Annotated in this window: 10 protein-coding genes; 4 read left to right on the top strand and 6 right to left on the bottom strand. The window is 73.6% G+C overall.

What is annotated here, in order from left to right; all coding sequences use genetic code 11:
• Both xylA and G6553_RS14780 read left to right on the top strand, forming a co-directional pair.
• On the top strand, positions 1–1,131 hold a 1,131-nt coding region (gene xylA, locus G6553_RS14785), incomplete at its 5' end, for a xylose isomerase (RefSeq protein ID WP_166194478.1).
• Between the two features lie 19 nt (positions 1,132–1,150).
• Positions 1,151–2,320 (top strand): ROK family protein, encoded by a 1,170-nt coding sequence (locus G6553_RS14780; protein WP_166194475.1) that lies wholly within the window; start codon positions 1,151–1,153, stop codon positions 2,318–2,320.
• 91 nt (positions 2,321–2,411) lie between these two features.
• On the opposite strand, the gene G6553_RS14775 is transcribed toward G6553_RS14780, so the two are convergent.
• From G6553_RS14775 to G6553_RS14760, 4 genes are all read right to left on the bottom strand, one after another.
• The gene (locus G6553_RS14775) at positions 2,412–3,638 is read right to left on the bottom strand and encodes an ROK family protein (RefSeq protein ID WP_166194473.1); all 1,227 of its coding nucleotides are present in this window, start codon (positions 3,636–3,638) and stop codon (positions 2,412–2,414) included.
• Between the two features lie 7 nt (positions 3,639–3,645).
• Positions 3,646–4,923, bottom strand: a complete 1,278-nt coding sequence (locus tag G6553_RS14770) for an ABC transporter permease (protein WP_166194470.1) — start codon at positions 4,921–4,923, stop codon at positions 3,646–3,648.
• Between the two features lie 10 nt (positions 4,924–4,933).
• Positions 4,934–5,707, bottom strand: coding sequence for an ATP-binding cassette domain-containing protein (locus G6553_RS14765; protein ID WP_166194467.1), 774 nt, complete (start codon positions 5,705–5,707; stop codon positions 4,934–4,936).
• Between the two features lie 131 nt (positions 5,708–5,838).
• Positions 5,839–6,936 carry a substrate-binding domain-containing protein gene (locus G6553_RS14760; RefSeq protein ID WP_166194464.1) on the bottom strand — a complete coding sequence of 366 codons (1,098 nt, stop codon included), beginning with the start codon at positions 6,934–6,936 and terminating at the stop codon, positions 5,839–5,841.
• Between the two features lie 211 nt (positions 6,937–7,147).
• Between G6553_RS14760 and G6553_RS14755 the strand changes: the two genes are divergently transcribed.
• Positions 7,148–8,623: a protein adenylyltransferase SelO gene (locus G6553_RS14755; protein WP_166194461.1), complete on the top strand. Its 1,476-nt coding sequence runs from the start codon at positions 7,148–7,150 to the stop codon at positions 8,621–8,623.
• Positions 8,624–8,792: 169 nt separating this feature from the next.
• Here G6553_RS14755 and G6553_RS14750 read toward each other — a convergent pair whose 3' ends face one another.
• Positions 8,793–10,295: an aldehyde dehydrogenase family protein gene (locus G6553_RS14750; protein WP_166194458.1), complete on the bottom strand. Its 1,503-nt coding sequence runs from the start codon at positions 10,293–10,295 to the stop codon at positions 8,793–8,795.
• A 153-nt stretch (positions 10,296–10,448) separates the two neighbouring features.
• On the opposite strand from G6553_RS14750, the gene G6553_RS14745 reads away from it, so the two are divergent.
• Positions 10,449–11,339, top strand: a complete 891-nt coding sequence (locus G6553_RS14745; RefSeq protein WP_166194455.1) for a LysR family transcriptional regulator — start codon at positions 10,449–10,451, stop codon at positions 11,337–11,339.
• 8 nt (positions 11,340–11,347) lie between these two features.
• Here the strand turns inward: G6553_RS14745 and G6553_RS14740 are convergent, their stop codons facing one another.
• Complete coding sequence (locus tag G6553_RS14740; protein ID WP_347565725.1) at positions 11,348–12,853, bottom strand: adenylate/guanylate cyclase domain-containing protein; 1,506 nt, start codon at positions 12,851–12,853, stop codon at positions 11,348–11,350.
• Positions 12,854–13,008 lie beyond the last annotated feature (155 nt).

Genomic DNA, 13,008 nt, shown 5'->3' with positions numbered 1-13,008 from the left:
AAGTTCTCCTTCGGCCTCTGGACCGTCGGCTGGCAGGGCGTCGACCCCTTCGGCGGCGCCACCCGTCCGCCGATGGACACCGTGCACGCGCTGGAGAAGCTCGCCGAGCTCGGCGCCTACGGCGTGAACTTCCACGACGACGACGTCATCCCGTTCGGCAGCGACGACGCGACCCGCCAGCAGATCATCGATCGGTTCAAGAAGGGCCTCGCCGACACCGGCCTGGTCGTCACGACCGCGACCACCAACCTGTTCAGCCACCCGGTCTTCAAGGCCGGGGGCTTCACCAACAACGACCGCGACATCCGCCGCTTCGCGATCCGCAAGGTCATGCGCAACGTCGACCTCGCCGCCGAGCTCGGCGCGAAGGTCTACGTCGCCTGGGGCGGCCGCGAGGGCGCGGAGTACGGCGCGTCGCAGGACACCGCCGTCGCGCTGGACCGGATGAAGGAGGCCTTCGACGTCCTCGGCCAGTACGTCGTCGACCAGGGCTACGACCTGCGCTTCGCGATCGAGCCGAAGCCGAACGAGCCCCGCGGCGACATCCTGCTCCCGACGATCGGCCACGCGCTGGCCTTCATCAACGAGCTGGAGCGCCCCGAGCTGGTCGGCGTGAACCCGGAGATCGGGCACGAGGAGATGGCCGGCATGAACGCGGCCGCGGGCTACGCCCAGGCGCTGTGGCAGGGGAAGCTGTACCACATCGACCTCAACGGCCAGAACGGTCCGAAGTACGACCAGGACCTCCGCTTCGGCGCCGGCAACGTGCGCGGCGCGTTCTGGGTGGTCGACGCGCTGCTGGCCGGTGGCTACGACGGCCCGGTCCACTTCGACTACAAGCCCTCGCGCATCGAGGACGAGGCCGGCGTCTGGGTCTCGGCCGCGGCCAACATGCGCAACTACCTCATCCTGCGCGAGAAGGTGAAGGCGTTCCGCGCCGACCCGGAGGTGCAGGAGGCGCTCGCGGCGGCCAAGCTGCCCGACCTCGCGCAGCCCACCCTCGGCGACGGCGAGGGCTGGCAGGGCCTCCTGGAGTGGGAGCTCCCGGACCCGGAGGTCCTCGCGCAGCAGGGCGCCGCGACCGAGCACCTCGACCAGCTCGCGCTCGAGCACCTGTACGGCGTGCGCTGACGAGCACCGTCACCTCCACGTGAGCACCACCGGGCAGCTGCGCCGCGCGAACACCGCGGCCGTGCTGCAGTCGCTGCGCCGGCTCGGACCCGCCTCGCGGGCCGGGCTGGCGCAGCGCACCGGGTTGGCCAAGGCCACGGTCGGCGCGATCGTCGCCGACCTCGAGGAGGCCGGCGCCGTCGTCGAGGCCCTGGTCGACGACGCGCCTGCTGCTCCTGCCCGCGGCCGGCCCAGCCGCCCCCTCTCGCTCCGCGCCGGGTCCCACCTGGGGCTCGGGCTGGAGCTCAACGTCGACTACGTCTCGGCCGTCGTCGTCGACCTCGCCGGCGACGTGCTCACCAGCGAGTCCCGGCCGGCCGGGGAGGACCGCCTCGGCGTGCTCCTCGGGCTGGCCGCCGAGGTCCGCGCCGCCCACCCGGGTCGCCTGCTCGGCACCACCGTCGCCGTCCCCGCGCTCGTGCGCGACGACGACCGCACCGTCGCCTGGGCGCCGAACCTCCCGCTGCGGGGCGACTCCCTCGTCGCCGAGGTCGCCGCGGCGCTCGGCTGCCCACCCGCTGACGTCCGCGTCGTCAACGACGCCAACTGCGCGGCGTACGCCGAGGCGCACCACGGCGCGGCCCGCGGCGTCGACCACGCGCTCTACCTCACCGGCACCGTCGGCATCGGCGCCGGGATCGTCGTCGGCGGGCAGCTCGTGCAGGGCGGGGCGGGCTTCGCCGGCGAGGTCGGCCACATGCCGGTCGGCGACCCGACCGCGCCGTGCGGCTGCGGCCGCCGCGGCTGCTGGGAGGCCTCGATCGGCCTGCTCGCCGTGCTCGACGCCCTCGGCATGGCCGAGCTCGACACCCCGCTGACGACCGCCGAGGCCGTCGCCGCCCGCGCCGCCGACGACCTGGCCGCCCGCGCCACCGTCGAGCGGGTCGGCGAGGACCTCGGGCTGGGGCTGGCGATCCTCGCCGGCGTCCTTGACCCGGCCGTGGTGGTGCTCGGCGGCTACTTCGTGCCGCTCGGCGAGCTCGTCCTCGGCCCGGCCCGCCGCGTGCTCGACGCCCGGCTGGCCTCCGACGTCCAGGTCCGCCCCGAGCTCCGGCTGGGCACCCTCGACCTCCGCGCCGCCGCCCTCGGCGCCGCCGAGCAGTCCCTCGCCCGGGTCCTCACCGGGACCGCCGACCTCCCGACCACCTGACCCCTGATCGGCCTGCCCGGGTGCCGCCGTCGGGGTAGTAACGGACGTTTCTGTCCGTCACCGGGTTGGCCACGGACCTTTCCGTCCGTTACTACCCCGCCAGCCGGGCGCCGACGTCGACCAGGGCGGTGCCCAGCGCGGCGACGGGGTCGGCGAAGAGGGGCTCGAGGGCGATCTCGGCCGCGCCGAGGAGCACCGAGTCCGAGCCGAGGCCGGGCAGCGAGAGGGTGACCGACTCGTGCGGGGCCGGCAGGGCGCGCTCCGCGAGGGCGTCGTCGACCTCGTGGCGGACCAGCGCGTAGAGCGAGCTGAGGTAGCCGCCGAGCACCACCAGCCGCGGGTTGAACGCGTTGACGATCGAGGCCAGGCCGTAGCCCAACGCCTTGCCGGTGGCGCCCAGCGCGCGCTGGGGTCCGGCGTACTCGTCGAGGACGTCGCCGAGGGTGACCACGTCGGACTCCGGGCAGCCGATGGCGGCGGCGATCGCGTGCGCACCGACCTCGGTCTCCCAGCAGCCGACGTTGCCGCAGTGGCACAGCCGCCCCTCGGGCGCGAACGGCAGGTGGCCGACCTCGCCGGCGTACCCGCCCGCGCCCTCGAGCCGCACGCCGCCGGTGATCACGCCGGCACCGACGCCGACGTTGCCGGAGATGTAGATGAGGTCGTCGATGCCGAGGCCGGCGCCGCGGCGGTGCTCGGCGAGCGCGCCGAGGTCGGCGTCGTTGGCGAGCTGGACGGGCACGTCGACACCGAGCGCCGCGAGGACGATCGAGCCGAAGGACACGTCCCGCCACTCCAGGTTCGGCGCGAGGCGCACCAGTCCGTCGCTGCGGCGGACCAGGCCGGGGACGCTAATGCCCACGCCGAGCAGCGGCGCGGCCGCCGGCGCGCCCTCGACCACGCGGCGGATGAGGCCGGCCACGGTCGAGCCGACCTGCCAGGCCTCGCCCCCGCCGCTCGGGATCGGCGCGGTCGCCCGCTCGACGACGTCGCCGCCGAGCGCGACCCGGGCCACGACCGCCCGGTCCACGCCGAGGTCGACGGCGACGACGTAGGGACCGACCTCGGCCAGCCGCACCCCGGCCGACGGCCGGCCGGCGCCCGAGCGGACGCCGGTCGGCACGGTCTGCTCGACGACGCCGAGCGACTCCAGCTCGAGCACCAGGTCGGCGATCGTGCTGCGGTTGAGCGCCATCAGCGCAGTCAGCTGCGCCCGGGAGATCTGGCGCGCGCCGTGGACGTGCCGCAGCACCGTGCCGAGGTTGTGTCGTCGCACCGCCTCCTGGTTGGTGCCGAGGCCGCGCCGCTGCGCCGTCACCCCGCGCCTAGACGCCGGCCGCGGAGCGACGACGGCGGGAGACGGCGTCGACGCTGGCGGCCAGGAGCAGGACGCCGCCGGTGACGAGGAAGTTGATGTAGCTCGCCTGGTTGAGCAGGCCCAGACCGTTGGGGATCGTCGCGATCACCAGGCCGCCGACCACGGCGTCGATCGCGCGACCCCGGCCGCCGAAGAGGCTGGTGCCGCCGATGACGGCCGCGCCGACGGCGTACAGCAGCACGTTGCCGCCACCCGAGCCGGGCGAGACCTTGCCGGTGTACGACGCGGCGAGCAGGCCGCTGATCGCCGCCATCGAGGAGGCGATGACGAAGGCGGTGATCTTGATCCTGGTGACGTTGATGCCGGCCCGGCGGGCGGCCTCGGCGTTGCCGCCGACGGCGTAGAGGTGGCGGCCGAAGCGGGTGCGGGTCAGCACGAAGGTCCAGAAGAGCAGCAGCGCGATGACGACCGGCGCCACCCACGGGATGCCCGCGATCGTGAAGATGTCGGGGTTCGGCGCGCGGTTGGCGCTGAGCAGGGCGGTGAGGCCGAGGACGATGGCGGCCAGCACGCCCACCTGGACGAGCACGAGGGCGAGCGGCTTGTGGACCAGGCCGCGGGTGGCGCGGGTGCGGTACTGGAACAGCTGCACCGCCGCGAAGCCGAGCACGATGACGACCGCCGCGATCCAGCCCGCCGTGACGGGGACGTTCTTGATCGACAGGCCGCGCAGGACCTCGTCGTCGAAGCGCAGCGAGCCGCCGGAGCCGATGAGTTTGAGGGGCACCGCTTGGAGGGCGAGGAAGAAGGCCAGCGTCACGACGAACGACGGGATGCCGAGCAACGTCACCAGCGAGCCGATCGCCAGGCCGATGAGCGCGCCGATCGCGATGCCGGCGAGGGCCGCGGTCCACCAGGTCCAGCCGTGGTCGATCATCACCAGCGCGGTGATCGTCGCCGAGGCGCCACCCGCGACGCCGGCGGACAGGTCGATCTCGCCGAGGAGCAGGACGAAGACCAGGCCCATCGCGAGGACGCAGATGGAGCCGGCCTGCACGACCAGGTTGGCCATGTTGTACGTCGTCAGGAACCGGTCGTGGAGCGAGCTGAACACCACGAAGAGCACGACCAGGCCCAGGATCGCCGGCAGCGAGCCCATGTCGCCGCCGCGCAGGCGGTTGAGGTAGTCGCGGGCGGCGTCGCCGATCGTCGCCGCCTGCCGGTTGTCGTTGTCGAAGCCGTGCGCCGCCGACTGCTGGTCGGTGGTCTCGGTCTGCAGGGTCATCTCTTCGTCCTCAGATCGTGGCGGTGGCGACGTTGGTGATGCCGAGGTCACCGGAGCGGCCGGCGGTGATCAGCTCGACGACCTGGCTGTGGGTGAGGTCCTTGGCCGGTACGTCGGCCGCGACCCGCCCGAGGTAGAGCGCGGTGATCCGGTCGGCGACCTCGAACACGTCGGTCATGTTGTGCGAGATCAGCACGACCCCGAGGCCGCGGTCGGCCAGGCGGCGTACCAGGTCCAGGACCTGGCGGGTCTGCGCGACGCCGAGCGCCGCGGTCGGCTCGTCGAGCAGGACGATCTTGGAGTTCCACAGCACGGCCTTGGCGATGGCGACGGTCTGCCGCTGGCCACCGGACAGGCTCGAGACGCTCTGGCGCACCGACTTGACGGTGCGGACCGAAAGCGAGGCGAGGGTCTCGCGGGCGCGGGCCTCCATGGCGACCTCGTCGAGGCCGATGCCCCGGGTCTCCTCGCGGCCGAGGAACATGTTCTCGACGATGTCGAGGTTGTCGCACAGCGCGAGGTCCTGGTAGACGACCTCGACCCCGAGCGCCGCGACGTCGCGCGGGCCGTGGACCGCGACGGTCTCGCCCTCGAAGACGTAGTCCCCGCTGTCGCGGCCGTAGATGCCGGCGATGATCTTGACCAGCGTCGACTTGCCGGCGCCGTTGTCACCGACGAGCGCGGTGACCTGGCCCGGGTAGACGGCGAAGTCCACGTCGTGGAGGACGTGCACGGCGCCGAAGCTCTTGTTGACCCCGCGCAGCTCGAGCAGCGGTTGAGTCATGGAGTCCTACTCCCTCGGGATTTGTTGTGCGGGTGAACGAAAGGCGCCCGGGCCGCGTGCGGCCCGGGCGCCGATCAGGTGAGGTCCGACGGGTCAGGACCTCGGGCGTTGCTCGGGTTGCTCGGGACGGCTCAGGAGATGCCGGCGTCGGCGCAGAGCTTCTCGAACTTGCCGGTGCAGACGTCCTCGACCTTCTGGCCGCCGTCGTCGATCACGTCGCCGACGTTGTCCTTGGTGATCGACTGCGGCTCGAGCAGGATCGACGGCACGTCGCGGCCGCCCTCGGCGTCGGTCGTCGTGCCGGTGGTCTCGGCCTCCTCGCCGTTGACCAGCGCGATCGCAGCCTCGGCGAGCGCCGCGGCCTCCTGCTTGGCGGACTTGTAGACCGTCATGCACTGGGTGCCGGCGAGGACGTTCTGCAGGCCCTCGACGGTCGCGTCCTGGCCGGTGACCGGGACCTTGCCGGCCTGGCCGTTGCCCTCGAGGATGCCGATCGCGGCACCGGCGAGGCCGTCGTTGGCGGCGAGGACGCCGTCGACCTTGCCGTCGGCGGCGGTGTAGAGCTGCTGGAAGATCGTCGCCGCCTCCTCGTTGTCCCAGTCGGGGACGGCCTGCTCGCCGACGTTCTTGTAGCTGTCGATCCCGTCGAGCACGCTGTGCGCGCCCTCGGCGAACAGCGTCGCGTTGTTGTCGGTCGGCGAGCCGTTGAGGAAGACGATGTTGGCGGGCTTGTCACCGAGGCAGTCCGCGAGGCCCTGGCCCTGGAGCTCGCCGACGACGGTGTTGTCGAAGGAGACGTAGTACTCCGCCGACCCGCCGAGGGTCAGGCGGTCGTAGTCGATGGTGGCGACGCCCTGCGAGGAGGCCTTCTCCTGGATGGCCGCGCCCGACTCGGAGTCGAGGTTGACGATCGCGAGGACGGTGACGCCGTTGCCGATCATCGTGTCGGCGATCTGGGTCATCCGCTCCGCGTCGCCCTCGGCGTTCTGGATGTCGTACTCGACGCCGGCCTCGTCGAAGGCGGCCTCGAGCGCCGGGCGGTCCGCGCTCTCCCAGCGCACCGAGGACTCGGTGTCGGGCAGGATGACGCCGATCTTGCCGTCGGCGCTGCTGCTCTGGCTGCTGCCCCCGTCGCCGGCGCTGTCGCCGCCGTCGTCCGACCCGCAGGCCGAGACCGTCAGGGCCAGCCCCATCAGGGCCGCCATGGCCAAGCTGTGCTTCCGCTTCACGCGATCCGCCTCCTTGAGCGATCGATCCGCGCCCGCTCTACCGACTCCCGGAGGCATCACGCGTTTGTTGTGCGGCACAACTTATGCACGTGACGAGCACCACGTCCAGAGGTAGCCGGAAGATGGTCCGGACGTTTCCAAACCGTTACTTGACGCGGGCTCGCGACCGGGGGCGACGGGGCGGTCGGCCACGCGACGTACTGTCGAGGAGGTGAGCGTCGCCCTCTCCGCTGTCCCCGGCCCCCACGTCCGCCTCGGCCACCGGTTCGCCGACGAGCTGCCCGAGCTCGCCGTGCCGTGGCAGGCCGCCGAGGCCCCCGCGCCGCGGCTGCTGGCCCTCGACGAGGAGCTGGCCGCCGAGCTCGGCCTCGACGCCGAGTGGCTGCGCGGCCCCGAGGGGCTCGGCCTGCTGACCGGCACCGTCGTCCCGGAGGGTGCGCGGACGGTGGCGCAGGCCTACTCCGGTCACCAGTTCGGCGGGTTCTCCCCGCGGCTGGGCGACGGCCGCGCCCTGCTGCTCGGCGAGCTCACCGGCGCCGACGGCGGGCTGCGCGACCTGCACCTCAAGGGCTCGGGACGTACGCCGTTCGCCCGCGGCGGCGACGGGCTCGCGGCGGTCGGTCCGATGCTCCGCGAGCACGTCGTCTCGACCGCGATGCACGCGCTCGGCATCCCCACGACCCGCTCGCTGGCCGTCGTGGCGACCGGCCGCAAGGTGCAGCGCGAGACCGTGCTGCCCGGGGCGGTCCTGGCGCGGGTCGCGTCGAGCCACCTGCGGGTGGGGACGGTGCAGTACACCCGCGCCACCGGCGACCTCGACCTGCTGCGCCGGCTGGCCGACCACGCGATCGACCGGCACCACCACGCGGCGCGCGACGACGAAGCGCCGTACCTCGCGCTCCTGCGGTCGGTCATCGACGTGCAGGCGCGGCTCGTGGCGCAGTGGATGGCCGTCGGGTTCGTGCACGGCGTGATGAACACCGACAACATGACGCTGTCGGGCGAGACGATCGACTACGGGCCGTGCGCGTTCATGGAGGCGTTCGACCCGACGACGGTGTTCAGCTCGATCGACGAGGGCGGCCGCTACGCCTACGGCAACCAGCCGGTCGTCGCCGAGTGGAACCTCGCCCGGCTCGCCGAGGCGCTGCTGCCGCTCATCGACGAGTCCGAGGAGCGCGCGATCGAGATCGCCACCGAGGCGCTCGGCGGGTTCCGCACGGCGTACAGCGCGGCCTTCACCGACGCGATGCGGCGCAAGACCGGCCTGCCCGAGGGGGTCGCCGACGACGTGCTCGTGCCGCTGGTCGACGAGCTGTTCCCGATCCTGCGGTCCGGCCACGTCGACTGGACGACGTTCTTCCGCGCGCTGTCGTCCGCCGCCCGGGGGGACGCCGAGCCGGTGCGCGGGATGGTGCTCGACCTGCGCCCGCTCGACGACTGGCTCGAGCGCTGGCGCGCGCTCGGCCCCGACGCCGACGCGATGGACCGGGTCAACCCCGTCTACGTCCCGCGCAACCACCTGGTCGAGGAGGCGCTCGACGCCGCCACCGCCGGCGACCTCGGCCCGGTCGAGCGGCTGGTCGAGGTGCTCCGCGCGCCGTACGACGAGCGGCCCGGCCTCGAGGCCTACGCCGCCCCCGCCCCGCCCGACTTCGGTGCCTACACGACGTACTGCGGCACCTGAGGGAGCGCGGCCTCGAGCGGAGCGGTTGTCGGTTCATCCAGGTATGCAGCCGAACCGACACTTCCCCCGGTGAGCTCGCCGTGGGAGGTGGGGGTTCATCAAGGTATGCAGGCGAACCGACACCGTCGGACTCGTCGGTTTCCCTGCATACCTTGATGAAGCGACAGCCTCAGCGGCCGAGCTTGACGTTGATCTGCTTGGTCTGGGTGAAGCCCTCGATGGCGCCCTCGATGGAGAACTCCCGGCCGATGCCGGAGGACTTGTAGCCGCCGTAGGACTGGCCGATGACCTGGCCGCCGCCCTGGTTGACCTGGACCCAGCCGGACTCGATGCGGTGGGCGAGGCCGAGGGCCTGGTCGAGGTCGCGGGACCAGACGAACGCGGCGAGGCCGTAGTGGGAGTCGTTGGCCATCGCCACGACCTCGTCCTCGTCCTTCCACGGGATCACGACGAGCACGGGGCCGAAGATCTCCTCCCGGGCGATCCGCCAGTCGTTCGCGACGCCGGCGAGGATGGTCGGGCCCTGGTAGTAGCCCTCGAGCCCCTCGGGCACGTCGCGGGACATGTCGAGCGCGACACGGACGCCGGGCTGGGACTTGCCGTCCTCGATGTAGTCGAGGACCTGCTCGTACTGCGAGCGGTTGATGATCGCGCCCATGTCGGTCTCCTCGGCCAGCGGGTCGCCGACCTTGAGCTTCGAGACCTTCTCGACCAGCACGCGGAGGAACTCGTCGTGCACGTCCTCGTGCAGGAACAGCCGCGACCCGGCGGTGCACGACTGGCCCTGGCGGCTGAAGCGCATTGCGAGCAGCACGCCCTCGGCGGTGGCCTCGATGACGTCGGGGGCGGCGGCCGAGGGGCAGACGATGTTGGGGGACTTGCCGCCCAGCTCGAGCGACTGGTGGGCGAGGCGACCGCCGGCGGTGGCCCCGACGATCCGGCCGACCTCGGAGGAGCCGGTGAAGGAGACCTTGTGGATGCCCGGGTGCTCGGAGATCGCCTGGCCGACGGTCTCGCCGACGCCGGTGACGACGTTGAGCACGCCGGCGGGCAGGTGCTCGGACATGACCTGCGCGAGCAGCAGGATCGTCAGCGGCGCGTCCTCGGCCGGCTTGACCACGAGCGTGTTGCCGGCGGCGAGCGCGGCGGGAAGCTTCATCGCGGCGATCATCAGCGGGGAGTTCCACGGCAGGATCGCGCCGACGACGCCCAGGGGCTCGAGGCGGGTGTACTGCAGCTGGTCGTCGCCGGCCGGGAGCACCGTGCCCTTGAACTCGCCGGCCACGCCGCCGAAGTACCGGAACAGCGCCACCAGCGTCGCCGACTCCGGCCGCGCCTGCGTGCGCAGCGCGTTGCCGGTGTCCTGCGCGGTCAGCTGGGCGAACTCCTCCGAGCGCGCCTCGATCGCGTCCGCGATCCGCAGCAGGATCGTGCCGCGCTCGCGGAAGTGCAGCGCCCGCCAGGCCGGCAGCGCCGCGGTCGCCGCGTCGACCGCGCGGTCGAGGTCGGCCTTGGTGCTCTCAGGCACCCGCGCGAGCACCTGCTCGGCGCGGGCCGGGGTGACCACGTCGCGCCACTCGCCGCTCTCCGAGGGGACCCACTCCCCGCCGACGAGCATCGGCCAGTCGGGGGTGCCGGCGTCGGGGGCATCGATGGTGGTCTGCAGCTTCATCGGGTGCGGGTCTCCTCGGGTACGACGTGGCGGCGCGGACGGCGCCGGACCGGTACAGGTTCGCCCATCGTGGGCCCCGGAACAACGCCGACCCCCGCACACCGGCTGTGCAAGGATGCACAGCCGGGTGATCCCCGCGAGGAGGGCCGAACGATGCGCGCCGACGACCTGGTCGTGCTGCTCGAGGTCGCACGCACCGGCAACCTCAGCGCCGCCGGGACCGCGCTCGGCCTCACCCACTCGACGGTGTCGCGCCGCCTCGACGCGCTCGAGGCCGCGGTCGGCGCGCCGGTCGTCTCCCGCACCACCCGCGGGTGCCACCTCACCGAGCTGGGCCGCTCGCTGCTGCCCGCCGCGGAGTCGGTCGAGCGCGCGGTCACCACCGCCCGCCACGCGCTGAGCGCCGACGGCGACGGGGAGGGCGAGCTGGCCGGCCTGGTGCGGGTCTCGGCCCCCGAGGCGTTCGCCGCGGTGTACGCCGCGCCCGCGCTCGCCGCACTCCGGCGCCGGCACCCCCGGGTCACGGTCGAGCTGACCGCCGCCACGCGGCCGATCGTGCACGGCAGCGGCGCCGACGTGGAGGTCGGCGTGGGCGAGCCGCTGTCGCCCCGCGTGCGGACCGTCGACCTGGCGCCGTACGAGCTCGGTCTGTTCGCGGCGCCGTCGTACCTCGACCGGGCCGGCCGGCCGCGCTCGCAGGCCGAGCTCGACGACCACGCGCTCGTCTACTACGTCGAGGGCGCGCTGCGGGTCAGCGACCTCCAGCTCGTCGACCGGCTCTTCGCCGAGCGGGCGGTGCAGCTGGGGTCGACGAGCGTCTTCGCACAGCTGGAGGCGGCGCGTGCGGGGGCGGGGATCGCGTTGCTGCCGACGTTCCTGGCTCGGCGCGCGACGGGGCTGGAGCCGGTGCTGCCGCGCAAGGTGCGCGTCGAGCTGACCTTCGTCGCCGCGCTGGCCAGCGCGAGCGTCCGCCGTGCACCGGCCGTCGCCGCCCTGGCGGCCATCCGCAGCGAGGTCCAGGCCCGCGCGGCCGAGCTGCGCTGAGGCGCCGGTCAGCCGCAGAGGACGGCGGTCGGGGTCTTCTCGCTGCGGCCGCGCAGGACCACCGGGTCGTGGGGCTCCCAGTGCCGGGCCTCGCCCTCGTCGGCCTCCTCGACCGTGTGCCAGGCGGCCAGGACGCAGCCGGGCACCTGCTTGGCGAGGTCGGTGAGGCGGGCGGCGCTGTTCACGGCGTCGCCGACGACGGTGTACTCCAACCGGCTCGCCGCGCCGACGTTCCCCGCCACCGCCTCGCCGGTGGCGACGCCGATGCCGGCGCTGATCTCCGGCACCTCCGCGGCGAGCCGGCGCGCCATGGCGCGGGCCGCGGCGAGCGCGGCGGTGGCGTGGCCGGGGTGGTCGACCGGCGCGCCGAAGACCGCGAGCACCGCGTCGCCCATGAACTTGTTGACCAGCCCGCGCTGCCGGTCGACCTCCTCGACGACCACGCCGAAGAACCGGTTGAGGGTGCGCACGACCTCCGCAGGCTCGTGCCGGGTGGCGTACGTCGTGGAGCCGACCAGGTCGACGAAGAGCACCGTCACCTGGCGGGCCTCCCCGCCGAGCTCGACCCCGCGGGCCGCCGCGGCGAGCGCGACGTCGCGGCCGACGTGCCGGCCGAAGAGGTCGCGCAGCTGCTCGCGCTCCCGCAGGCCCTGCGCCATCGCGTTGAACCCCGCCTGCAGCGACCCGAGCTCGGTGCCGTCGAAGACGACCACCTCCCGGTCGAGGTCGCCGCGCTCGACGTCGAGCAGCGCGTCCCGCACGGTGCTGACCGGGGCGACGATCGAGCGGGCGTTGAGGACGGTGGTGAGCAGCCCGAAGACCAGCACGACGGCGCTGATCGCGAGGACCGTGAACGGCAGCCGGTCGCGCGCGTCGTCGTCGCCGGTGAGGCCCACGATGGCGGCGACCACCATGCCGACGACCGGTGCCGCGGTGCCGAGGCACCAGAAGAGGACCATCCGGCCGCCGACGCCGGCCCCGCGCGGGCGGTCGGTGACCGCGAGCCCGTCCAGCGCACGTGCCGAGATCGGCCGCATGACGAAGTCGGCCAGCAGGAACGCGATGCCGCACGCCACCATGCCGGCGATCCCGACCGCGACCCCCGACCCGAGGGCGCGCTCGGGCTGCAGCACCAGCGACAGGGTCGTGAACAGCACGGTCGCGCCGAGCCACAGCGCGCCCTGCATGACGGTGAGCCGCAACGGGACGCGCAGGGCCGCGAGCCGCTGCCTCCGATCCGGCTCGACGCCCTCGGTCGCCCACCGCAGGGCGCGCAGGCTGAGCCGCGTGCCGACCCCGACCCCGACGAGCACCGCCACGCCGACGTACGTCGGCACCGCGATGGCCAGCGAGACCACCGTCGCGCTGGTGGGGCTCGGCGCGGGCACGACGAGGGAGGCGATGAGGAAGACGACGCCGGCGGCCACGACGTTGGTGCTGACCAGCATCACGGTCAGCAGCAGCTGGACGCGCAGGCGCAGCGCGCGCACCGACTGGTCCGGTCGCCCCAGCACGCGCGCGCCGAAGGGTGCCGAGCGCCTGCCCATCCGCACCTCCGGTCCGCGGCCGCGGGCCTCCGCGGTCGTGTGGGCAGACCGTACCGGGGCCGGCACCTGCGGCGGTCGTGTGCCCGCGGACGCGCCCGGCCGCGTCGGGAGGCACACGACCC

The organism is Nocardioides sp. IC4_145 (assembly GCF_011250565.1).
In the GTDB taxonomy this organism is placed as follows: domain Bacteria; phylum Actinomycetota; class Actinomycetes; order Propionibacteriales; family Nocardioidaceae; genus Nocardioides.
The sequence above is the reverse complement of the archived record's forward strand: the minus strand, read 5'-3'. Positions and strand labels throughout refer to the sequence as shown.